Here is a 24698-nt window from a genome sequence, read left to right as displayed (position 1 = left end):
TTTCTTTTCTTTCGTCCGTATCGATAGGTCGACTATGGGGTAAAATATATATCTTTATCGTCAATTTTGAAAATAGATTAAAGCATTTAATACCTTTGATATGAAGACGATTGAAAGGCTGATTTGTTCTTATAAAACGTCCCTTGTTTTGCTGTTCGTTTATGCCTTATGCCTGGCCTTTGCCACTTTTATCGAAAAATACCACGGTACGGAGACTGCCAAGGCAATGGTTTATTATTCTCCCTTGCTGATTTTATTGCAATTTACCCTGGTCGTCAACTATATTGCGGCAACCCTGAAACATAAGTTGTTGCGGCAACGCCGCTGGGGACTTATGCTGACCCATTTCGCCTTTGTCATTATTCTTCTGGGCGCTTTGGTATCTCATCTTACCGGAGAGGAAGGTTATCTCCACCTGCGGGAGGGAGAGACGAGCCGCCGTATGGTCGTCCGTACCAGCAGAGGTATGAGCGAACATCCCCTGCCTTTCAGCATACAATTGAAAAAGTTTACCTTGACGCGCTATCCGGGTTCTTCCAGCCCTTCCTCTTACGAAAGCCTTTTGCGCGTAAAGGTGGACGGAGAAACGAGGGAGGAACGCGTCTATATGAATAATGTAATGGATGTGAAAGGTTACCGTTTCTTTCAGGCATCATTCGATTCCGATGAAAAGGGAACGATCCTTTCCGTTAACCGGGATGTGTTCGGAAGGAATATTACCTATACGGGATATGCGGTTCTTTTCCTTGGTTTTATTCTTTGCTTTGTCGGCAAAAATACGAGGCTTTATACGCTGAACCAGCGCTTGAAACGGTTGAGTACGAACGGGAAAGCCATCCTGTTATTGGCACTATTGACGCTATCCGTCCAAGTGGAAGCGAAGAAAGAAGTCGATTCTCCGGTAAAGGACGCCGTGATGCGCTATGCGATCGATCCGGCCCATGCGGCCCGTCTGGGCGCCATTCCAATCCAGTCGACCAACGGACGGATCATTCCGGTGAATACGTTTTCTTCCGAAATCCTGCGGAAAATACATAAAGGGAATAAGGTTGGCAACTTCAATTCCGACCAGTTCCTGATTAGTTTCCTGGCGCTCCCGGAGATGTGGATGCGGGTTCCTTTTATCAGCCTTTCGAACAACGAGGTGGCGGACTATTACGGCCTGACAAGGGATGAGTGTGCGTACATCGAACTTTTTGATTCGAACGGCGCCTACAAGTTACAGGAAAAAGTAGAGGAAGCCTATAATAAGATGCAAGCCGAACGGACGGCATTCGATAAGGAGGTGGTTAAACTGGATGAGAAGATAAATATCCTCCATCAGTTACTTAACTATCAATTGCTGAATATTTTCCCGAAGGAAAACGATCCGGATCACAAATGGTATGCTCCGGGCGACGATCTTTCCGCCTTTGCCGGCCAAGACTCGATGTTTGTTTCGAAGATACTGCAATGGTATACCGATGAGCTACGGGTGGCTCTCCAGAGCCATGACTGGACAAAATCCGACGAGGTACTGGATATGATTATTACTTACCAGCGGGTGAAAAACAAGACCTTGCCGGTCGATCAGAAAAAACTGGATACGGAGATCTTTTATAATAAGGCGAATATCTTCCGCTATTGCCGGATGGGGTATCTGATCCTGGGCGGCTTTCTCTTGGTTCTCTCCATCCTTTCCCTTTTTAAGGAAAAGAAATGGATTGGTATTGGGAACCGGATCCTGACTGCGCTCGTTTGCCTCGTATTCGCATTCCATATTTACGGGATAGGGCTTCGGTGGTATATCGGTGGATATGCTCCGTGGAGCAATTCCTATGAGACGATGGTCTATGTAGCATGGGCTACTGCTTTAGGAGGATTGCTATTCGTAAGGAAGAGCAGGATCACCTTTGCCTTGGCGATTCTTTTCGCCGGGATTATTCTTTTTGTCTCCGGGCTGAACTGGATGGATCCGCAGATCAATCCGTTGGTTCCGGTCTTGAAATCACCCTGGCTGATGTTTCATGTAGCCGTTATCGTGGCGGCATACGGATTCTTCGGTATTAGTTTTCTGCTCGGAGCGACCAATCTCGTCTTGATGATCGGCTGGAAGAACAAGCGACCGGATACTTTGCCCGATCGTATCCGCAGCCTTAGTATCATTAATGAAATGTCGTTGCTGATCGGCCTGATGCTGATAACGGTCGGAACCTTTCTGGGAGCGATTTGGGCCAATGAATCGTGGGGACGTTATTGGGGATGGGATCCGAAAGAAACCTGGGCTTTGATCACGGTTGTTGTGTATGTGATCGTAACACATTTACACCTGGTCCGCAAAGCTAATAACCTTTGGGCCTTCAACCTTGCTTCGGTGCTTGCTTTCGCTTCGGTATTGATGACCTTCTTCGGCGTGAATTATTTCCTGAGCGGGATGCATTCGTACGGGCAAAACGATGCGATCCAAGGGATTTTCGGTTATCTTTATGCAACGGGAATCGTGATCCTGCTGCTCGCCGCTTTCTCTTACAAAGGGCATATACTGAAGGTTGTAGAAAGGGAAACCGTCGAGGACGAAGTCCCCGGTGAGTAAAATAAAGTGTTGTAAACTTGTGGAGTTTACTATAATCGTAGTAAATTTGGTTTTTTAATCCAATAATTATGTCAGTAAAAGAATATATACAAGCCCATCAGGGACGATTTTTGGAAGAGTTATTCAGTTTGATACGGATTCCGTCCGTAAGCGCCAAACAGGAACATAAACCGGATATGCAGGCTTGCGCCGACCGGTGGGTGGAAATCCTTCTCTCATCGGGTGTCGATAGGGCTGTTTGCATGCCGACAGTCGGAAATCCTGTCGTGTACGGCGAGCGGCATTATTCACCGGATGCCAAAACGGTATTGGTTTACGGGCATTACGACGTGATGCCTCCTGAACCGCTGGAGCTCTGGAAAAGCGATCCTTTTGAACCGGTAGTGCGCGACGGGCGCATTTGGGCCCGGGGTGCGGATGATGATAAAGGGCAGAGCATGATGCAGGTGAAGGGCTTTGAGACGGCTATCCGGGAAAACTTGTTGCACTGCAATGTGAAATTTCTTCTGGAAGGGGAGGAAGAGATCGGCTCGACCAGCCTGGAGGCTTTTTGCGAATCCAATAAGGATTTGCTGAAGGCGGATCTGATTCTGGTGTCCGATACCAGCATGGTAAGCGCCGATACGCCGTCGCTGACGACCGGTCTGCGTGGGTTGGCCTATTGGGAAGTCGAAGTGACCGGCCCGAACCGCGATCTGCATTCGGGGCATTTCGGCGGAGCCGTGGCGAATCCGATCAATGTGCTTTGCAAACTGATGGCGGACCTGACGGATGCCGACGGACGGATTACCATTCCGGGGTTTTATGAGGATGTGGAGGAGCTTTCTCCTGCCGAGCGGGAGATGATTGCCCGGATTCCGTTCGATGAAGCCAAATACAAGCAATCTATCGGTGTCGATGCGCTTTTCGGCGAAAAAGGATATTCAACTTTGGAACGGAACAGTTGCCGCCCGACTTTCGATATTTGCGGCATCTGGGGAGGCTACACCGGCGAAGGGGCCAAAACCGTATTGCCTTCCAAAGCATATGCGAAAGTCTCCTGCCGCCTGGTACCGCATCAGGATTACCATAAGATATTATCCCTTTTCGAATCCTACCTGCAACGGGTCGCACCGCAGTATGTGAAGGTCAAAGTTACGCCGCAACACGGAGGAGAAGGCTATGTCTGTCCGATTACGCTGTCGGGCTATCAGGCTGCGGAAAAGGCGTATACGGTCGTCTTCGGAAAACAGCCGTTGGCTGTTCGCCGGGGCGGAAGCATTCCCATTATTTCAACGTTTGAGAAGATATTGGGCGTCAAGACGGTTTTGATGGGGTTCGGCCTGGAACAGAACGCTATCCATTCACCGAATGAAAGTTGTACGTTAGATCTGTTCTATAAAGGCATCGAGGCGGTTGCCGAATTCTACCGGGAGTATAAATAAATACAATTCATTGTTTAAAAAAAATCAAATGAGCATTTTGATTAAGAAGGTGGAATTGGCTGGCCGGCCTGTCGATCTATGGATTGAGGGAGAACGGATCAAACGGATTGCTCCTGATTTGGATGTGATAGCCGATACCGTTATCGACGGCCGTAGGAAGGCTGTGATTCCCGGACTGATCAATACCCATACCCATGCGGCCATGACACTCTTCCGCGGGTATGGCGACGATATGCCGTTGATGCCCTGGTTGGAAGAATGTATCTGGCCTAATGAAGCCAAACTGACTTATGAGGATGTCTATTGGGGCGCCCGCCTGGCTTGCCTGGAAATGATAAAAAGCGGAACGACTACTTTTTTCGATATGTATACTCATATGGATGCAACCGTACAGGCCGTGGAGGATAGCGGTTTGAGAGCCGTGCTTTCCGATACGATATTCGACCATTTCAAGCCGGAATTACGAGAACGTGCAAAGCGGGAGATCGAGAAAAACCTATTGCTGAGCAGTACTTATAACGAACGTATCGGATATGCCCTTGGGCCTCATGCCATATATACGGTTTCCGGACGGATGCTCCGCTGGCTTCATGATTTTGCGACAGCCAACGATCTGTTGATTCATTTGCATCTTTCCGAAACGGAACTGGAGGTGCTGACTTGTGTGAAGGCAAACGGATGTACTCCGGTGCGTTATTTGCTGAATTTGGGAGTCCTTTCCCCGCGCCTTGTCCTGGCGCACGGCCTCTATGTCGATGAGGAAGAGATACGGATGCTGGCGGATTTTGATGTAAAGGTAGTGCATAATCCGGCCTCGAATATGAAGTTGACCTCTGGTTACAGCTTTAAATATAAGGAAATGCGGCAGGCCGGCATTACAGTCGGCTTGGGGACGGATGGCTGCGGTTCGTCCAACAACCTGGATATGGTTGAAGTGATGAAGCTCGCTTCCCTGCTGGGAAAAGTTTGGCGCCAGGATCCGGAAGCTTTGACCTGTGATGAAATGTTAGAGTCCGCGACTGCCTCCGGGGCGGATATCCTGCGGTTGGAAAGCGGACGGATTACGGAAGGCTCATTGGCCGACCTTTGCCTGGTGGATCTGCATACGCCGCCCTTTACTCCGAATTTTAATTTTGTTTCCAATCTGGTTTATTCGGCTAACGGCAGTTGCATCGATACGCTGATCTGTAATGGAAAAATACTGATGGAAAACCGGAGGGTAGAAGGGGAAGATGAGATTCTGGAACAAGCCGCGCAGCACGCCTATGATTTGATAAAGCGATAAACGGAATAAATAAAGAGATGAGCATTATGAAAAATTTATATCAGGAAGCGGCCGATGCGATTGCCGCCCGGATCACGGGAAATCCGGAGACCGCCATTATCTTGGGAAGCGGTTTGGGGGCTTTGGCCGACCGGATTACCGAGGCAACGGTTATTCCTTATAGTGAAATTCCCCATTTTATGCACTCGACCGCTCTCGGGCATAAGGGAAATCTAATCTGCGGAAACCTGGGAGGCAAACATGTGTTAGCCATGCAAGGACGTTTCCACTATTACGAGGGCTATACGATGCAGCAGGTGACATTTCCCATCCGGGTTATGAAGCTGTTGGGTATTCGGAATTTATTAGTGTCGAATGCGGCTGGAGGTATCAATCCGACGTTTAAGGTGGGCGACCTGATGATTATCCGCGACCATATCAATATGGCGCCTAATCCGCTAATCGGCCCCAATGATGAGACTTTCGGCCCGCGTTTCCCTGACATGACCCGCGTTTATGACCGGGAATTCATACGGTCGGTGGAAGAGATAGCAGTCAAGAATGGCATCCCTTTGAAAAAGGGAGTGTATGTGGCTTTGACCGGCCCTTCGTATGAAACTCCCGCAGAATATGCATTTTATGGAAAAGCGGGGGGGGATGCTATCGGAATGAGTACGGTTCCCGAAGTGATCGTTGCCCGGCACGCCGGACTGAGGGTATTCGGGATGTCGGTCATTACGAACGAAGGTTACCATTTTGCTGATGACTTTGTGAACGACGGAGCGGATGTCATCGCTGCCGCCAATAAGGCAACTGATATTATGTCACTGTTGTTTAGCGAATTAGTTGCTCGTATCTAAAGAATTTACTTTAATTTAATAACTAACTTTTATAATCTATTTCATTCATGAAAGATTCCAGACGAGATTTTTTGAAAAAAGGGGCCTTAGCCGGTTTTGGCGCCTTGATGATTCCCGAATTAGCAAAAGCCGTTGTAAAAGAGACAACAGCAGTTCATGCACCGAAGATCCAACTAAAAAAAGAGAGCGTCATCCTTTTCCAGGGAGATTCCATTACGGATTGCGGTCGCAAAAGAGACAATAATCAATGCAACAACTTCGATCAATTGGGAAGCGGCTATGCCCTTTTTACAGCAACCCAATTATTAAAAGACCATGCCGACAAGCAATTGAAAATCTATAACCGCGGGGTGAGCGGCAATAAAGTTTTCCAATTACGCGAACGTTGGGAATTAGAAGCACTGGCTTTTCAACCCGAAGTATTAAGCATCCTGATCGGAGTCAACGATTATTGGCATACCTTAAGCGGAGGGTATAAAGGAACGGTGGAAGTCTATGAAAGCGACTTGCGCAGTTTATTAACCTATACCAAAGAAAAGTTACCCAACGTCCAGTTGGTTTTAGGGGAGCCGTTCGCTATACGAGGCGGTTCGGCTATCGACGAACCGAAATGGTTCCCGATGTTTGATGAATACAAGGTTTCACTAAAGAAACTGGCTACCGAATTTAATGCCGTTTTTGTACCCTATCAATCTGCTTTTGATGCCGCGGTAAAATTGGCTCCGGCCCGTTACTGGTCGGCCGACGGGGTACATCCCGACCTTCCGGGACGTCAATTGATGGCCGATCTTTGGCTGGAAGCCACCGGCTTGAAAAAGTAAAATAGGCTGTAAATAAGATAAATAACTCTTTTTGAGTCACTGCTTTTTGAGGTTCTAAAATTCAGTGCACTCATTGAATAAATTCACAGTACTGAATGCCGACATTCAGTACTGTGAACGAATATAGTCACAGTACTGAATTTTTAAGACGTATAGTACTGTTTTTTCTATTATGTAAATCCGGCATTTGAAGCTTCAAAATAAGAATTTGAAAAATATGGTTTTGAAATTGAAGTATCTTCCGTACCTTTGACTCTATAAACCTTTTTGTCAGATAATAATTAAAATAAACGGAGAATACGATGAATGAAAAGATAGGGATTTTCGGAGCCGGCAACATGGGAAAAGCGCTTATTTACGGATTAATCCAGTCGAAATTATATAAGCTTGATAATATTGTAGTTTATGATATTAATCAGGAAATGCTGGACAAAGTACATGAAACTTTAAAGGTTTCGGTTGCTCCCGATGAAAAATCGGTAGTCAGGGAGGCTGATTTGATCGTATTGGCTGTAAAGCCGGATGCTCAGCCTTCACTATTAAACAAGATAAAAAGCCAGTTGAATGAAGACCATGTGCTTATTTCAATAGCGCCCGGAATAACTATTTCTCAGATTGAATCCCTCCTTTTAATACCCGCAAAAATTGTACGCGTAATGCCGAATACTCCCGCTTTGGTCGGTGAAGGAATGTCCGGTTTAGTAGCCAATCAGAATGTGGAAGAAAGTGAAAAGGAAAAAGTAAAAACAATTTTTTCTAGTTTCGGCAAAGCTGAATTTGTTCCGGAATCATTGATGGACGCAGTGGTCGGGTTGAGTGGATCGGGGCCTGCATATGTTTATATGTTTATTGAGGCCATGGCGGATGGAGCGGTCCAACAAGGAATGCCCCGGAATATGGCTTATCAATTTGCCGCGCAAACGGTTTTAGGATCTGCTAAGATGGTCATGGAAACAGGTAAACATCCCGGAGAACTAAAAGATATGGTTTGTTCTCCCGGCGGAACGACGATCGAAGGAGTGAAGAGCTTAGAGGAAGACCATTTCAGAGCCACTGTGATGAATGCCGTTATTGCGGGGTCTAAAAAAAGCAGATCCATGTAATTTTCCCGCCGGGAAGATAAATTGTAAAAGAAAGTGATAAAAAAATCTCTTTTGATTTGAATTTTATATAGTTTTACTACATTTGTCGAATTATTGTGTGCGGACACATATTAATATTAAAAATAGATTATAAAAAGATGAGAAAAACACAGTTCTTTAGTTTAGCAATTTGCTCGGTATTGCTATGTTCCTGCGGAAACAAATCGGCAAAGCCGGCGGAAACAGAAACGGCCGTTGATTCGACAGCAACCGTTGAGGCAGTGAATCAATTGACCGACCAGGAAAAAGCAGACGGTTGGGTGCTCCTTTTTGACGGTACGACAACCAACGGATGGCGGGGTGCACATAAAGATTCATTTCCCTCCCATGGATGGAAAGTGGAAGACGGTCAGCTGATCGTCCTGAGTTCCCAAGGAAAAGAATCGGCTAATGGAGGCGATATTGTGACGGATGGCGAATATTCAGCTTTCGAGTTGAGTGTGGACTTTAAGATCACGGAAGGTGCCAATAGCGGCGTCAAGTATTTTGTTACGGAGAAAGAGAAACAAAAAGGTTCGGCCTATGGATTGGAATACCAGATCCTGGACGATGCCAGACATCCGGATGCAAAGTTATATACGACTTTCCCCGGAAGCCGTACATTAGGTAGCTTATATGACCTGAAAAAGAGTGAAAATGTAAAATTCAACGGTATCGGCGAATGGAACACAGCAGTCATAAAAGTCTTTCCGAATAATCATGTGGAACATTGGTTGAACGGAGTCAAAGTATTGGAATATGAACGTGGTTCCAAAGAATTCCGGGACTTAGTGAAAGGTAGTAAATATGCCGCAAAAGAATACAATGAAACTGGTCTTTTTGGTGAAGCTCCCACCGGGCATATCCTGCTACAGGATCATGGAAATGAAGCTGCTTTTCGTAATATTAAAATCAAGGAATTGAAATAGACGACTCTATATCATTAAAAAATTCCCCGGTAAGTAGGATACCTTGATTCCTATCTACCGGGGATTTTTGTGATCGATCGGGAAGTCGGGGATCAATCCCAAAACCCGGTTGAAAGCAAAAAAGGGAATTGAATTTACGCTGAATAATTGAATATACTCTGTAACAGATGACGAATTGCGATTGTATTTTAATAATAAAAAAGGCTGTTTGTACTTTAATAAGTATTAATTCTTGATAACTTACAAACTTTAGCAGGGCGGACTTCTTGCCATACCAAGCGGCAATCTCTTGAGACTTCTTTGAAATGCTATTGTGAAAACACATATAACTTTACTTCTTAAGAACGCTTCGTCAATAATATATATGTAAATAATTAATGATAAGCAAATACAGACTAATTAGGAAGATTTATCTTAACTTTTCTACTTCTATAGATAGCCCAAATTCCTAAAATGATAAAAGGAATACTCAAACATTGTCCCATATTTAATATCATTGTAGTTTCAAACGCCTCTTGTTCATTTTTGAAAAATTCGATAAAAAAACGTGATGTGAAAATGCAAATCATAAAGACACCAAAAATAAATCCTTCTCGCTTGTAGTACATTTCTTTCTTAAAATATAACCACATACAAAGCCCAAATGTGAGTAAATATGCTATTGCTTCATATATTTGTGTAGGATGACATGGTAGAGTAAAAATAGGTTGAGCCCCTTGCTGCCATTCATGTAAATTTTGGATAAATCGAAATCCTCAAGGCTTGTCAGTCGGATGTCCATAGATTTCATGATTCATCAAATTACCTAAACGAATAAGAGCTGCAACTAATCCCGTTGGGACAACAAGTTTGTCAAATGTCCAGAATATACTCTGTTTAGTAACCTTTTTAGAATATATCCATATCGCAATAATAATACCTATTACACCATCATGACTCGCTAAGCCTCCTTCCCAAACTTTAAGAACTTCAACTGGATTTGCCAAATAATAATTAGGTGCATAAAATAGACAATGCCCTAATCGAGCACCAATAATTGTGCCTAAAAAGGTATAATAGAACAATGAACTTAGCCAATTTGGATTGATGTTCTCCTTTTTCCACATCCTTTCAACTATTTTATAACCGAAAACAAAAAAGCTCAAGATGAATGCTAAAGAATACCATCGAATTTCCTTAGGCCCTAAGTGGAATAAGCCTATAGAAAATTCAGGAATAGTAAATATGGCTGGATTAGCCATCCAATCTATAAATAATATCATGCCATTACTATTTTTAATAAGCTATCTTTATTCTATAAAGTTAATCAAAATTTATATTGCTTCTCCCCGTCACGTCAACCTTATCAAACAGGTTTGCTTATATATAATTATTATCAACTATCTATGTTATAATAACTTTCGATTTCTTATACTGCAAATATAGTTTAAATAAACATTCCAGTATACTCATTTCTTTCATTTAGTTATACTTCAACGGATCCATCCAGTATATTTAATTTTGTTTACTCTAAACTTTGCAGGTATAAGGTATCTCTCGAAAATTTACCAACTGACTTTTCTGATTGATGCGATTTTTGTGATTCGGCTCTTCAAACAAATAAACAATAAACAATAAACAATACAAATGAGTTAATAAATGACATTTATGCATATATTTGTAGACTTGTTAGATCAATATGTCTATTCATAGGTTTTACTATGGGTAGGAGCGTAAAATAAAAAAGAATGAATAAGAAGAGAGTAGCTATCGTTTGTATATTGATTTCATTCTTGTCTTGGAATTTACAGGCACAGGAAGATTCATTTGAAAAAGAACGGCTTCGAAGGACACGAATGGATTTCAACCGGACAGAGACCGAAGTATTACAATACATAAGGAAATATATTCCTGACGTGACTGACACCCAGATAAAGAAATGGGAGGATGAAAAGGCATTGGAATACTTGATTTTTGACGGAGAGAAACGTTATTTCCGTAATGCGGCTCCCAATCTTTTCCGTATCGATTCCGTATGCCGGGCCATCAAACAGGCAAAAGACATAACTTCGGATGAAGGTAGCCTGGCCGTGAATAAAACACATGTGCCGGAAATTATGGAAGAAGTAAGAAAGACCGGAAAGTCTGTTGTTTTACCCAAACGAATGCGGGTAAAATATACTTTGACGGTAAAAGCCGATGTGGTACCGGAGGGCAAAACGATTCGTTGCTGGTTGCCGTTGCCCCGCACGGATGCCGCTCCGAGGCAAACCGAAGTAAAATTGCTGTCGGCCAGTGAGCCGGATTATATCATTGCTCCTGATTCATTTGTCCACCATACCCTTTATCTGGAGAAAAAGGCGGTGAAGGGGAAGCCAACTACCTTCTCTACCGAATTCGAATATATATCGAGCGGTGAATGGCACCGGTTGACGCCGGAGAAGGTGAAACCTTATAAAACGGATGATCCGTTATACCGCAAATATACCGCCGAAAGGGAGTCGCATATCATCTTTACCCCTGAGATCAAGGCGTTGGCGAAAAAACTCGTTGGCGACGAGACGAATCCGTGGAGAAAGGCCCAGCGGATTTATGCCTGGGTAGATCGGAATTTCCCTTGGGCGTCCGCGCGGGAATATTCAACTATTCCGAATATTCCACAATATGTGTTGGAAAATAAACACGGAGATTGCGGGCAGGTTTCGTTACTTTTTATTACCTTGGCGAGGTGTTCCGGGATTCCGGCCAAATGGCAAAGCGGTTTTATGATGCATCCCGGCTTGGGAAACTTACATGATTGGGCCCAGGCCTATTTTGAAGGCATCGGTTGGGTGCCGGTAGATGAATCGTTCGGCCTGTTTTCCCCCGGGAAAACCGAAGAAGAAATCTATTTTTTCGCTAATGGAATCGACTCCTACCGGATGATTGTCAATGAGGATTATTCCGGTCCTTTGTTCCCGGAAAAGAAATTTCCCCGTAGTGAAACGGTTGATTTCCAGCGAGGGGAAGTCGAATGGGAGGGAGGCAATCTCTATTTTAACCAATGGAATTATGACTTTGATATAACCTATTTAACAGATGAATTAAGACAGATAGAATGACACAGAATATAGAAATATTGCGGGATTTCTATGCTACATTAGCGGAAAGAATAAAAACGGTCCGGTCGGTGATACAGCGGCCGATGACATTGGCTGAAAAGGTTTTATATGTACATCTTTATGATCCGTCGTCTCTACGTCCGTATAAACGGGGGAAGGACTATGTGAATTTCCGTCCCGACCGGGTAGCCATGCAGGACGCAACGGCCCAGATGGCTTTATTGCAATTTATGAATGCCGGAAAAGAAAAGTCGGTAGTACCCGCCACAGTACATTGTGACCATTTGATCCTGGCTGACAAGGGAGCAACTGTCGATTTGGGTACGGCTACCGACTCCAACTATGAAGTCTATGAGTTCCTTCGGACGGTTTCCAACAAATATGGTATCGGCTTTTGGAAGCCGGGAGCGGGGATTATTCATCAGGTCGTGCTTGAGAACTACGCTTTTCCCGGAGGGATGATGGTGGGAACTGATTCACATACGCCGAATGCAGGCGGATTGGGCATGGTCGCCATCGGAGTCGGCGGAGCTGATGCCGTCGATGTAATGACCGGCATGGAATGGGAATTGAAGATGCCTGAATTGATTGGAGTCAAGCTGACCGGAGATCTGAACGGCTGGGCTTCTCCCAAGGATGTAATCCTGAAACTTGCCGGTATCCTGACTGTTAAGGGGGGGACTAATGCAATTATAGAATACTTCGGAGAAGGTGTTACTGCCTTGGCGGCTACGGGAAAAGCGACGATTTGCAATATGGGGGCCGAAGTCGGCGCCACCACTTCCATTTTTCCTTATGACGAGCAAATGGCAACCTACCTGCGGGCTACAGGCCGGGCGGAAGTGGCTGCTTGGGCCGATCTGGTCGCCGAAGACCTGAAGGCGGACTCGGAAGTCATACTTCATCCGGAGGAATATTACGACCGGGTGATTGAAATTAATCTTTCCGAGCTGGAACCATACATCAACGGCCCCTTTACACCGGATGCAGCTACGCCGATTTCCGAATTTGCCGATAAGGTAAGGGCCAATCATTGGCCGGAGCAGATGGAAGTCGGCCTGATCGGCTCATGTACGAATTCTTCCTATCAGGATTTAAGCCGCGCCGCTTCTGTCGCGGATCAGGCGGCGGATGCAAAGATTCCCGTACATGCGAAATTGATTATCAATCCGGGATCGGAACAAATCCGTTATACCGCTGAGCGGGATGGAATCCTGGGTTCGTTCGAACAGCTCGGCGCCGTAATCATGGCCAATGCCTGCGGCCCTTGTATCGGACAGTGGAAGCGGCATACGGGAGATAACAACCGTCCGAATTCCATCGTCACTTCTTTTAACCGGAACTTTGCCAAGCGGGCGGATGGCAATCCGAATACTCATGCCTTTGTCGCTTCTCCCGAATTGACATTGGCTTTAACGATTGCCGGCAGCCTTTGCTTCAATCCGCTGACGGACTATTTGGCAAACCGGGACGGGAAACAGGTCAAGCTAGCTCCGCCCAAAGGAGTGGACTTGCCACCCAAGGGTTTTGCTGTGGAAGATTCCGGTTATATCGCCCCCTCGGCGGATGCAAAGGAAGAGGTAATCATTGCCCCTGATTCCAATCGCCTGCAGCGGTTGCATCCTTTTGCACCGTGGGACGGACAGGATTTATTGAATATGCCGTTATTACTTAAGGCGGCTGGAAAATGTACGACAGACCATATTTCGATGGCCGGCCCTTGGCTTCGCTTTCGCGGACATCTGGAAAATATTTCCGACAATATGCTGATGGGGGCAGTGAATGCCTTTAACGGTAAAACGAATTTCGTGCTGAATCAATTGACCGGCGCCTACGAAGCGGTATCCGCTGTTGCCAAACAATATAAGGCAAAAGGCATCTCTTCTGTTGTGGTAGCGGAAGAGAATTATGGGGAAGGTTCTTCGCGCGAGCATGCGGCTATGGAACCCCGCTTCTTAAATGTGAAAGCGATTCTTGTTAAAAGCTTCGCCCGGATCCATGAGACGAATCTGAAAAAACAGGGAATGTTGGCGTTAACCTTTGCAAATAAGGAAGACTATGATAAAATAAGGGAAGACGACCGGATCTCTATCCTTGGATTGGACGGTTTTGCTCCCGGAAAACCATTGGCGGTCCGCCTCCGCCATTCGGATGGAACCGAGGAAGATTTCGAAGCGAACCATACTTACAATGAATTACAGATTAAATGGTTTAAAGCAGGTTCGGCTTTGAACGCCATATCTTCGCACTAGGCGTTTATTCTATAAACACAAAACAAAAACAGAAATAAGGTCTTTATGGATAAGATTCAAAAGAAAGGCGACCGGCTCATTGTTCCTGATAGGGTAACAATTCCCTACATTGAAGGCGATGGCGTCGGCGCTGAAATTACGCAGGCCTCTCAAAGGATTGTCAACAAGGCAATCCGGCAAGTTTATGATGGAAAGCGGGAAATCGGATGGAAGGAAGTATTGGCCGGCGAAAAGGCCTTTCGCTCAACCGGTAATTGGTTGCCGGAAGAAACAATGGAAGCATTCCGTACCTATCTTGTGGGTATCAAGGGACCATTGACGACACCGGTCGGCGGAGGAATCCGTTCGCTCAACGTTGCTTTACGGCAAACACTGGATCTTTATGTTTGTCTCCGCCCCGTACAGTGGTTCAAGGGAATCGCGACCCCGATCAAGGAACCCTCGAAAGTCGATATGCATATTTTCCGGGAGAATACGGAGGATATCTATGCCGGCATTGAATGGCAGCAGGGAACGCCGGAGGCAGAGAAGTTTTTGCGTTTCCTGACGGAGGAGATGGGCGTAACGAAAATACGCTTTCCCCATACCTCTTCTTTTGGTGTGAAACCCGTATCTATCGAAGGAACCGAACGGCTTGTCCGTGCGGCCATCAGGTATGCGGTTGCCAGGAAGCTCCCCAGTGTTACCTTGGTCCATAAAGGCAATATCATGAAATTTACCGAAGGCGGCTTCAAGCAATGGGGATATGCTTTGGCGGAACGGGAGTTCGGAGAGCAGACTTTTCCCTGGCCCCGCTATGAAAAAATAAAAAAGGAACAAGGAGAAGCTGCGGCGAAACAGGCGCTCGNGGCGGACTCGGAAGTCATACTTCATCCGGAGGAATATTACGACCGGGTGATTGAAATTAATCTTTCCGAGCTGGAACCATACATCAACGGCCCCTTTACACCGGATGCAGCTACGCCGATTTCCGAATTTGCCGATAAGGTAAGGGCCAATCATTGGCCGGAGCAGATGGAAGTCGGCCTGATCGGCTCATGTACGAATTCTTCCTATCAGGATTTAAGCCGCGCCGCTTCTGTCGCGGATCAGGCGGCGGATGCAAAGATTCCCGTACATGCGAAATTGATTATCAATCCGGGATCGGAACAAATCCGTTATACCGCTGAGCGGGATGGAATCCTGGGTTCGTTCGAACAGCTCGGCGCCGTAATCATGGCCAATGCCTGCGGCCCTTGTATCGGACAGTGGAAGCGGCATACGGGAGATAACAACCGTCCGAATTCCATCGTCACTTCTTTTAACCGGAACTTTGCCAAGCGGGCGGATGGCAATCCGAATACTCATGCCTTTGTCGCTTCTCCCGAATTGACATTGGCTTTAACGATTGCCGGCAGCCTTTGCTTCAATCCGCTGACGGACTATTTGGCAAACCGGGACGGGAAACAGGTCAAGCTAGCTCCGCCCAAAGGAGTGGACTTGCCACCCAAGGGTTTTGCTGTGGAAGATTCCGGTTATATCGCCCCCTCGGCGGATGCAAAGGAAGAGGTAATCATTGCCCCTGATTCCAATCGCCTGCAGCGGTTGCATCCTTTTGCACCGTGGGACGGACAGGATTTATTGAATATGCCGTTATTACTTAAGGCGGCTGGAAAATGTACGACAGACCATATTTCGATGGCCGGCCCTTGGCTTCGCTTTCGCGGACATCTGGAAAATATTTCCGACAATATGCTGATGGGGGCAGTGAATGCCTTTAACGGTAAAACGAATTTCGTGCTGAATCAATTGACCGGCGCCTACGAAGCGGTATCCGCTGTTGCCAAACAATATAAGGCAAAAGGCATCTCTTCTGTTGTGGTAGCGGAAGAGAATTATGGGGAAGGTTCTTCGCGCGAGCATGCGGCTATGGAACCCCGCTTCTTAAATGTGAAAGCGATTCTTGTTAAAAGCTTCGCCCGGATCCATGAGACGAATCTGAAAAAACAGGGAATGTTGGCGTTAACCTTTGCAAATAAGGAAGACTATGATAAAATAAGGGAAGACGACCGGATCTCTATCCTTGGATTGGACGGTTTTGCTCCCGGAAAACCATTGGCGGTCCGCCTCCGCCATTCGGATGGAACCGAGGAAGATTTCGAAGCGAACCATACTTACAATGAATTACAGATTAAATGGTTTAAAGCAGGTTCGGCTTTGAACGCCATATCTTCGCACTAGGCGTTTATTCTATAAACACAAAACAAAAACAGAAATAAGGTCTTTATGGATAAGATTCAAAAGAAAGGCGACCGGCTCATTGTTCCTGATAGGGTAACAATTCCCTACATTGAAGGCGATGGCGTCGGCGCTGAAATTACGCAGGCCTCTCAAAGGATTGTCAACAAGGCAATCCGGCAAGTTTATGATGGAAAGCGGGAAATCGGATGGAAGGAAGTATTGGCCGGCGAAAAGGCCTTTCGCTCAACCGGTAATTGGTTGCCGGAAGAAACAATGGAAGCATTCCGTACCTATCTTGTGGGTATCAAGGGACCATTGACGACACCGGTCGGCGGAGGAATCCGTTCGCTCAACGTTGCTTTACGGCAAACACTGGATCTTTATGTTTGTCTCCGCCCCGTACAGTGGTTCAAGGGAATCGCGACCCCGATCAAGGAACCCTCGAAAGTCGATATGCATATTTTCCGGGAGAATACGGAGGATATCTATGCCGGCATTGAATGGCAGCAGGGAACGCCGGAGGCAGAGAAGTTTTTGCGTTTCCTGACGGAGGAGATGGGCGTAACGAAAATACGCTTTCCCCATACCTCTTCTTTTGGTGTGAAACCCGTATCTATCGAAGGAACCGAACGGCTTGTCCGTGCGGCCATCAGGTATGCGGTTGCCAGGAAGCTCCCCAGTGTTACCTTGGTCCATAAAGGCAATATCATGAAATTTACCGAAGGCGGCTTCAAGCAATGGGGATATGCTTTGGCGGAACGGGAGTTCGGAGAGCAGACTTTTCCCTGGCCCCGCTATGAAAAAATAAAAAAGGAACAAGGAGAAGCTGCGGCGAAACAGGCGCTCGCAGAGGCGGAGCAGGCTGGTAAAATCATTATCAAGGACGTGATTGCGGATGCTTTCCTGCAGAATACGATCTTAAAGCCGGAAGAATACTCCGTGATTGCGACATTAAACCTTAACGGAGATTATATCTCCGATCAGTTGGCCGCTTTAGTCGGCGGTATCGGTATCGCGCCGGGAGCAAATATCAACTATCAGACCGGGCACGCCATTTTCGAAGCGACGCATGGTACCGCTCCTGATATTGCCGGAAAGAATATCGTCAATCCCTGCTCTCTTTTGCTCTCTTCCGTTCTTTTGTTGGAATATATCGGATGGGCGGAAGCGGGCGAGCGTATTACCGCTGCAATGAAACAGGCCTTTTCAAATGGAGAGGCAACTTCAGATCTTGCCCGTTTCATGGAAAACGGGAATTCACTTGGCACAAGTCAGTTTACCGATCGTATCATATCACTTATTTAAAAGGAAAACAGGATGAAGAAAGAGTATTTGATTTATAAGTTGGCGGATGCCGTAAAGAGTACGTCTAAAATAGACAATGCGCTTTTTACCAAGTACAATGTAAAGCGCGGGCTGCGTAATGAGGATGGTACCGGTGTTTTGGTCGGGTTAACAAAAGTCGGTAATGTAGTCGGATACGAGCGAAAACCGGAAGGCGGATTAGTGCCTATACCGGGTAAATTGTTTTACCGTGGATATGATGTGGATGACATCGCGCATGATCTTATCCGTACCAAACGTTGCGGTTTTGAAGAGGTGGCCTATCTGCTTCTTTCGGGCAAATTGCCGGACAAGGACGAGCTTACTTCGTTCAAGGAATTGGTCAATGAAAACATGCCGTTGGAGCAGAAGACAACTATGAACATCCTCGACCTGCAGGGGCAGAATATCATGAATATCCTGGCGCGTAGCGTATTGGAGATGTACACCTTTGATCCGAATCCGGATGATACTTCCCGCGACAACCTGATGCGCCAATCGATCGATTTGATCTCCAAATTCCCGACGATCATTGCCTATGCATACAATATCCTGCGGCATGCTACCTTCGGCCGTTCCCTGCATATCCGGCATCCGAATGAAAAGTATTGCATTGCCGAAAACTTCCTTTATATGTTGAAGCGGGACTTTACGGATCTGGATGCGCGTACGCTGGATTTGCTCTTGGTTCTGCAGGCGGAGCACGGAGGAGGTAACAACTCCACCTTTACGGTCAGGGTTACCAGTTCTACCGGAACGGACACCTATTCTTCGATAGCAGCCGGCATCGGTTCGCTGAAAGGCCCGTTGCACGGAGGAGCTAACATTCAGGTCGTTGACATGCTGCATCACCTGAAGGAGAATATCAAGGATTGGACCAGCGTCTCTGAAATCGACGCTTACCTGATGAAGATATTGGATAAGAAGGCATATAACAAGACGGGACTGATCTATGGCATCGGACATGCGGTTTATACTATTTCCGATCCCCGCGCCGTCTTATTGAAGGAATTGGCGCGTGATCTGGCAAAGGAAAAAGACCGGGTAAAAGAATTCGAGTTCCTCGAATTGCTGGAAGAACGTGCGATCGAATGTTTCTCCCACTATAAAGGCAATAAATCGGGTAAGCGCGTTTCGTCGAATGTGGACTTCTACTCCGGCTTCGTCTATGAAATGATCGGTTTGCCGCAGGAAATTTATACACCCTTGTTTGCCATGGCCCGTATTGTCGGATGGACTGCCCACCGGATCGAGGAGTTGAACTTTGAAGGCAAGAGGATCATCCGCCCCGCCTATATGAATATCCTAGGCACACAGTCTTATGCCCCATTGGATGAACGGTAACTGAACTATTTCAAATTAAGAGAGACAGGAGGAAATCCGTATAAGATTTTCTCCTTTATTTTATATATCTCTGTGGATTTCGGAGGGTGGTTCTCCCGATCAGGCGATCGTAGCGGGCTCCCATGGGAGAATAGTAGACCGCAATCGTGTATTCGTTTTCCGTTTGGTAGTAATTGCCTTCGATGGGGCCGGTCTGGCCGGCCTGCTCTCCTTTGGGTACGTAGAGGTACTGATAGTTATAGTTGCCTCCCTTCAGTAGGACGGCCTTCTCATAGTATCCGCCCGATGCGTTATATTCCATCCGGTTGTTTTCGTCCAGCGTCTGGTTGAATAGGTCTCCGCTGATATAAATGTCGCCGTTCTGCAAAGGATTAGCGGCCAGCCTGAAATGGACGATGTAATAATCAGCTTCCGTATCGGGATCCGAACAATTGCTGCAGCGGATGAAATAACGGCCGTCCTGATCCTGATCGTATACATAACTTTTCCCCGAACGGAGCTCGTCTGTCATCACATCCNCATTAAACCTTAACGGAGATTATATCTCCGATCAGTTGGCCGCTTTAGTCGGCGGTATCGGTATCGCGCCGGGAGCAAATATCAACTATCAGACCGGGCACGCCATTTTCGAAGCGACGCATGGTACCGCTCCTGATATTGCCGGAAAGAATATCGTCAATCCCTGCTCTCTTTTGCTCTCTTCCGTTCTTTTGTTGGAATATATCGGATGGGCGGAAGCGGGCGAGCGTATTACCGCTGCAATGAAACAGGCCTTTTCAAATGGAGAGGCAACTTCAGATCTTGCCCGTTTCATGGAAAACGGGAATTCACTTGGCACAAGTCAGTTTACCGATCGTATCATATCACTTATTTAAAAGGAAAACAGGATGAAGAAAGAGTATTTGATTTATAAGTTGGCGGATGCCGTAAAGAGTACGTCTAAAATAGACAATGCGCTTTTTACCAAGTACAATGTAAAGCGCGGGCTGCGTAATGAGGATGGTACCGGTGTTTTGGTCGGGTTAACAAAAGTCGGTAATGTAGTCGGATACGAGCGAAAACCGGAAGGCGGATTAGTGCCTATACCGGGTAAATTGTTTTACCGTGGATATGATGTGGATGACATCGCGCATGATCTTATCCGTACCAAACGTTGCGGTTTTGAAGAGGTGGCCTATCTGCTTCTTTCGGGCAAATTGCCGGACAAGGACGAGCTTACTTCGTTCAAGGAATTGGTCAATGAAAACATGCCGTTGGAGCAGAAGACAACTATGAACATCCTCGACCTGCAGGGGCAGAATATCATGAATATCCTGGCGCGTAGCGTATTGGAGATGTACACCTTTGATCCGAATCCGGATGATACTTCCCGCGACAACCTGATGCGCCAATCGATCGATTTGATCTCCAAATTCCCGACGATCATTGCCTATGCATACAATATCCTGCGGCATGCTACCTTCGGCCGTTCCCTGCATATCCGGCATCCGAATGAAAAGTATTGCATTGCCGAAAACTTCCTTTATATGTTGAAGCGGGACTTTACGGATCTGGATGCGCGTACGCTGGATTTGCTCTTGGTTCTGCAGGCGGAGCACGGAGGAGGTAACAACTCCACCTTTACGGTCAGGGTTACCAGTTCTACCGGAACGGACACCTATTCTTCGATAGCAGCCGGCATCGGTTCGCTGAAAGGCCCGTTGCACGGAGGAGCTAACATTCAGGTCGTTGACATGCTGCATCACCTGAAGGAGAATATCAAGGATTGGACCAGCGTCTCTGAAATCGACGCTTACCTGATGAAGATATTGGATAAGAAGGCATATAACAAGACGGGACTGATCTATGGCATCGGACATGCGGTTTATACTATTTCCGATCCCCGCGCCGTCTTATTGAAGGAATTGGCGCGTGATCTGGCAAAGGAAAAAGACCGGGTAAAAGAATTCGAGTTCCTCGAATTGCTGGAAGAACGTGCGATCGAATGTTTCTCCCACTATAAAGGCAATAAATCGGGTAAGCGCGTTTCGTCGAATGTGGACTTCTACTCCGGCTTCGTCTATGAAATGATCGGTTTGCCGCAGGAAATTTATACACCCTTGTTTGCCATGGCCCGTATTGTCGGATGGACTGCCCACCGGATCGAGGAGTTGAACTTTGAAGGCAAGAGGATCATCCGCCCCGCCTATATGAATATCCTAGGCACACAGTCTTATGCCCCATTGGATGAACGGTAACTGAACTATTTCAAATTAAGAGAGACAGGAGGAAATCCGTATAAGATTTTCTCCTTTATTTTATATATCTCTGTGGATTTCGGAGGGTGGTTCTCCCGATCAGGCGATCGTAGCGGGCTCCCATGGGAGAATAGTAGACCGCAATCGTGTATTCGTTTTCCGTTTGGTAGTAATTGCCTTCGATGGGGCCGGTCTGGCCGGCCTGCTCTCCTTTGGGTACGTAGAGGTACTGATAGTTATAGTTGCCTCCCTTCAGTAGGACGGCCTTCTCATAGTATCCGCCCGATGCGTTATATTCCATCCGGTTGTTTTCGTCCAGCGTCTGGTTGAATAGGTCTCCGCTGATATAAATGTCGCCGTTCTGCAAAGGATTAGCGGCCAGCCTGAAATGGACGATGTAATAATCAGCTTCCGTATCGGGATCCGAACAATTGCTGCAGCGGATGAAATAACGGCCGTCCTGATCCTGATCGTATACATAACTTTTCCCCGAACGGAGCTCGTCTGTCATCACATCCACATGATAATAGGGAGCATGATAGGTGATCTTGTCGATATTCATCCCATTATAGCGGTTCGTCAGAAACTCGATCCGGCGGAATTCGTTTCCCGCCTCGAAAATCAACTCCCGGATATGTTCATAGGTCAATTGGTTACCGGCGATTCGCGTCGGTTGGATACTCGTTACGATCCTGTCCCGGCGATTATTTTGGTAAACTCTGATCTTCAAATCCGATTGGGGATAGGGGATGGAGAAATCTTTGGCATAAATAGAAAAGCTGAGTTGCTGATGCTCACGGTTGAAGTCGACATCCGTGTTGCTGCTAATGCTACCTGCCAGCGAAACCAACGGTTCTACCACGGAAAAGCAGGCCGTTAGGATGATTTCATCCGGATGATCCTCTTGGAAAAACTGAACTGCATAGTTTCCGGAAACCTTAAATTGAATCTCATCATTGGGAAGCAAAACGCGGTAGTTAGTATAATGCGTTATCGTTGCTCTCGACTGGGCATAATCATCCACATTCAGTCCCTGAAAACCGTTGAGATATTCGACCGGCAGCAACGGAGACGGAGTCCAGTCGGCATTGCAATGAATGATTTTATAGGCATAACGCTGAAGGTCATGTGTCGTTGCATCGAAATTGATCTCGATTTGTTCATTCCCGCTCAGTTCGATAAAGGGTTCGGATATTTCTTGTCCCGCCACTCTTACCTGCAGGCTACGTATTAACGGATTACTTACCTTTGTCCGGTAAACCGTCTGTGCCGGTAATAAGGAATAAGAGAAGCACAGCAAAAAAAGAAACATATGGGAGTTTGTTTTCATATTAATCGAGCCTTGCCACAAATGTAAATAATATTGATACAGCATGCAAGCCCTCGCGTTTCTTTTGTCCGGGTAGAAAGGTGATCTTTCAAATGCAGTATTTCTAATAAATAAACAGAAATAAAAAAAAGAATTAAAGCCACACAATTTTTCAGATAGATGCAGCGTTTATATGACAAGTTGCATCTATTAAATACAAAGCATAATTAATTAAGTGATGAAACCTTTGATATTATCTTTTTTTGGAGTTATTTTATGTTACTCCCTCTTCATAGATGACAAGCAGTCATCGCCGGAGATTGATACCCCGGGTTACTCGATCCGGTCAGAGATGCACGACCCCTCTCAGGTACCCGATTCTGTTCTTCTATATGCAGATTGGATGAGTGGAAATTTAGATTAGGTCTTGATAAATAGAAATATCTAAATCCTGTAATATTCTACAACCACGGATTTTGCGGAAAGAAACGGTCATGTTTCTTTCGGTGAAATCGATAGGATGAATAAGGCAATCTGTCTATCATCAATTTCGTCATTGACGGATAATACCTTTCAAAAAAGGCGTTTATCGAAAGAAAAAGAAGAATAAAAGTGACTTTCGAGGGTTCTAATGCATAATTAAATCAGAGGATCGGTTCTATCTGCTGATAATCCGGAATTTCTTTCAGATAGGCAAAACTAAGGGAATCGTAGTTCAGGCGGCAACAATAATGGACAAGCCCGTTACTGACAATCAGGTAGGGGACCTTGAGTTTCATGTTGTATCGTGCGATCTGATTGAACGCTTCCTCCGTAATGGCTATGGAGGGCGCTTTGTATTCCACAATCATTAAGGGATCGATGAAACGGTTATAGACAATCGTATCACATCGTTTGGAAAGCCCATTCAGTGTAATGCCGACCTCATTGGCAATCCGTTCGGGCGGGTAGGACTTATATTCCATCAGATAATGGATAAAGTGCTGGCGAACCCATTCTTCGGACGTAAGAGCGACATTCTTACGCCTCAACGGATCATATATCTTATATTTTCCATCTTTCACCGAGACTTTAGGTGTGAAGGATGGCAAATTTAATGTTTGCATTTACTATATTTGCTTACTTTTAAAAGAAACTGTTTTTCTTTTATCAAAGGTAGTTATTTATGAAAACGAAACAAGAAATTGTTGAAAACTGGTTGCCTCGCTATACCGACCGACAGTTGAATGAGTTTACGGAATATATCTTGCTGACTAATTTCACGAAATATGTAGAGCTGTTTGCCGAGCATTTTAATGTGCCGATCCGTGGGCTTAAAAATTCGATGCCCAACGCAACTTCTGATAAAATCACGATCATTAACTTCGGTATGGGAAGCGCCAATGCTGCCACTGTCATGGATCTACTGTCCGCCATCATGCCCAAGGCCGTTTTGTTTCTGGGAAAATGCGGTGGGGTGAAGAAAGCAAATAATCTCGGGGACTATCTGCTTCCGATTGCTGCGATCCGAGGAGAGGGTACGTCGAACGACTATCTACCGCCGGAAGTCCCTTCGTTACCGGCCTTTTCAATGCTTCGTGCGATTTCATCGGCTATTCGCGATTTTGGAAAGGATTACTGGACCGGAACGATTTATACGACAAACCGTCGTGTCTGGGAATATGACAGCGCTTTTAAGGAATATCTTGTGAAAACGCATGCTACGGGCGTGGATATGGAGACGGCAACCTTGTTTACCGCCGGCTTTGCCAATCAGATACCAACGGGCGCCCTTTTGATGATTTCGGATAAGCCGATGGAGGCTGACGGGGTAAAAACAGAGGAAAGCGATCGGCAGGTGACGCAGAATTTTGCAAAAGAGCATGTGGAGTTAGGGATCGAATCGCTAAAACAGATATTTGAAGAGAAGAAGACGGTGCGTCATATTCGTTTCAGCTGGTGA

16 protein-coding genes and 3 pseudogenes are annotated in these 24698 nt (G+C 46.0%); 15 read left to right on the top strand and 4 right to left on the bottom strand.

Annotated features, from left to right (window positions below; translation table 11 throughout):
* Nucleotides 1-100 precede the first annotated feature (100 nt).
* From ccsA to BQ8014_RS11875, 7 genes are all read left to right on the top strand, one after another.
* Nucleotides 101-2572, top strand: coding sequence for a cytochrome c biogenesis protein CcsA (ccsA, locus tag BQ8014_RS11905; protein ID WP_080904533.1), 2472 nt, complete (start codon nt 101-103; stop codon nt 2570-2572).
* A 68-nt stretch (nt 2573-2640) separates the two neighbouring features.
* Nucleotides 2641-3996 (top strand): dipeptidase, encoded by a 1356-nt coding sequence (locus BQ8014_RS11900; RefSeq protein WP_080904532.1) that lies wholly within the window; start codon nt 2641-2643, stop codon nt 3994-3996.
* 28 nt (nt 3997-4024) lie between these two features.
* The gene (locus BQ8014_RS11895; protein WP_080905944.1) at nt 4025-5281 is read left to right on the top strand and encodes an amidohydrolase; all 1257 of its coding nucleotides are present in this window, start codon (nt 4025-4027) and stop codon (nt 5279-5281) included.
* A gap of 26 nt (nt 5282-5307) precedes the next feature.
* Nucleotides 5308-6120, top strand: coding sequence for a purine nucleoside phosphorylase I, inosine and guanosine-specific (locus BQ8014_RS11890; RefSeq protein ID WP_369808794.1), 813 nt, complete (start codon nt 5308-5310; stop codon nt 6118-6120).
* A gap of 47 nt (nt 6121-6167) precedes the next feature.
* The gene (locus BQ8014_RS11885; protein WP_080904530.1) at nt 6168-6941 is read left to right on the top strand and encodes an SGNH/GDSL hydrolase family protein; all 774 of its coding nucleotides are present in this window, start codon (nt 6168-6170) and stop codon (nt 6939-6941) included.
* A 302-nt stretch (nt 6942-7243) separates the two neighbouring features.
* On the top strand, nt 7244-8044 hold the full coding sequence (proC, locus tag BQ8014_RS11880) for a pyrroline-5-carboxylate reductase (protein WP_080904529.1): 801 nt from the start codon (nt 7244-7246) through the stop codon (nt 8042-8044).
* 137 nt (nt 8045-8181) lie between these two features.
* On the top strand, nt 8182-8991 hold the full coding sequence (locus BQ8014_RS11875; protein ID WP_080905943.1) for a 3-keto-disaccharide hydrolase: 810 nt from the start codon (nt 8182-8184) through the stop codon (nt 8989-8991).
* Between the two features lie 395 nt (nt 8992-9386).
* Here BQ8014_RS11875 and lgt read toward each other — a convergent pair.
* Nucleotides 9387-10253: pseudogene (gene lgt, locus BQ8014_RS11865) on the bottom strand (prolipoprotein diacylglyceryl transferase).
* 465 nt (nt 10254-10718) lie between these two features.
* On the opposite strand from lgt, the gene BQ8014_RS11860 reads away from it, so the two are divergent.
* The 5 genes from BQ8014_RS11860 to BQ8014_RS11840 all read left to right on the top strand — a co-directional run bounded on the left by BQ8014_RS11860 (nt 10719) and on the right by BQ8014_RS11840 (nt 19210).
* Nucleotides 10719-12071 carry a transglutaminase-like domain-containing protein gene (locus BQ8014_RS11860; protein ID WP_080904527.1) on the top strand — a complete coding sequence of 451 codons (1353 nt, stop codon included), beginning with the start codon at nt 10719-10721 and terminating at the stop codon, nt 12069-12071.
* Nucleotides 12068-14323 carry an aconitate hydratase gene (locus tag BQ8014_RS11855; protein WP_080904526.1) on the top strand — a complete coding sequence of 752 codons (2256 nt, stop codon included), beginning with the start codon at nt 12068-12070 and terminating at the stop codon, nt 14321-14323. The genes BQ8014_RS11860 and BQ8014_RS11855 overlap by 4 nt, the downstream gene beginning before the upstream one ends.
* A 45-nt stretch (nt 14324-14368) precedes the next feature.
* Nucleotides 14369-16543 (top strand): isocitrate/isopropylmalate family dehydrogenase, encoded by a 2175-nt coding sequence (locus BQ8014_RS20060; RefSeq protein WP_080904525.1) that lies wholly within the window; start codon nt 14369-14371, stop codon nt 16541-16543.
* 45 nt (nt 16544-16588) lie between these two features.
* Complete coding sequence (icd, locus tag BQ8014_RS11845; RefSeq protein WP_080904524.1) at nt 16589-17848, top strand: NADP-dependent isocitrate dehydrogenase; 1260 nt, start codon at nt 16589-16591, stop codon at nt 17846-17848.
* Between the two features lie 12 nt (nt 17849-17860).
* Nucleotides 17861-19210, top strand: a complete 1350-nt coding sequence (locus tag BQ8014_RS11840) for a citrate/2-methylcitrate synthase (RefSeq protein ID WP_080904521.1) — start codon at nt 17861-17863, stop codon at nt 19208-19210.
* Between the two features lie 55 nt (nt 19211-19265).
* Here BQ8014_RS11840 and BQ8014_RS11835 read toward each other — a convergent pair.
* A pseudogene (locus BQ8014_RS11835) lies at nt 19266-19736 on the bottom strand (DUF5103 domain-containing protein); the annotation flags it as partial.
* On the opposite strand from BQ8014_RS11835, the pseudogene BQ8014_RS11830 reads away from it, so the two are divergent.
* A pseudogene (locus BQ8014_RS11830) lies at nt 19693-20085 on the top strand (isocitrate/isopropylmalate family dehydrogenase); the annotation flags it as partial. The pseudogenes BQ8014_RS11835 and BQ8014_RS11830 overlap by 44 nt on opposite strands.
* Nucleotides 20086-20097: 12 nt before the next feature.
* Complete coding sequence (locus BQ8014_RS11825) at nt 20098-21447, top strand: citrate/2-methylcitrate synthase (RefSeq protein ID WP_080904521.1); 1350 nt, start codon at nt 20098-20100, stop codon at nt 21445-21447.
* A gap of 55 nt (nt 21448-21502) precedes the next feature.
* On the opposite strand, the gene BQ8014_RS11820 is transcribed toward BQ8014_RS11825, so the two are convergent.
* The gene (locus BQ8014_RS11820; RefSeq protein WP_080905942.1) at nt 21503-22777 is read right to left on the bottom strand and encodes a type IX secretion system plug protein; all 1275 of its coding nucleotides are present in this window, start codon (nt 22775-22777) and stop codon (nt 21503-21505) included.
* Nucleotides 22778-23400: 623 nt separating this feature from the next.
* Nucleotides 23401-23862: a type I restriction enzyme HsdR N-terminal domain-containing protein gene (locus BQ8014_RS11815; protein WP_080904520.1), complete on the bottom strand. Its 462-nt coding sequence runs from the start codon at nt 23860-23862 to the stop codon at nt 23401-23403.
* Nucleotides 23863-23921: 59 nt separating this feature from the next.
* Between BQ8014_RS11815 and BQ8014_RS11810 the strand changes: the two genes are divergently transcribed.
* Nucleotides 23922-24698, top strand: coding sequence for an AMP nucleosidase (locus BQ8014_RS11810; RefSeq protein WP_080904519.1), 777 nt, complete (start codon nt 23922-23924; stop codon nt 24696-24698).

This window comes from Parabacteroides sp. Marseille-P3160 (assembly GCF_900162725.1).
GTDB lineage: Bacteria > Bacteroidota > Bacteroidia > Bacteroidales > Tannerellaceae > Marseille-P3160.
Note: the sequence above shows the minus strand (reverse complement) of the source record. Positions and strands in the feature narration are given on the sequence as shown.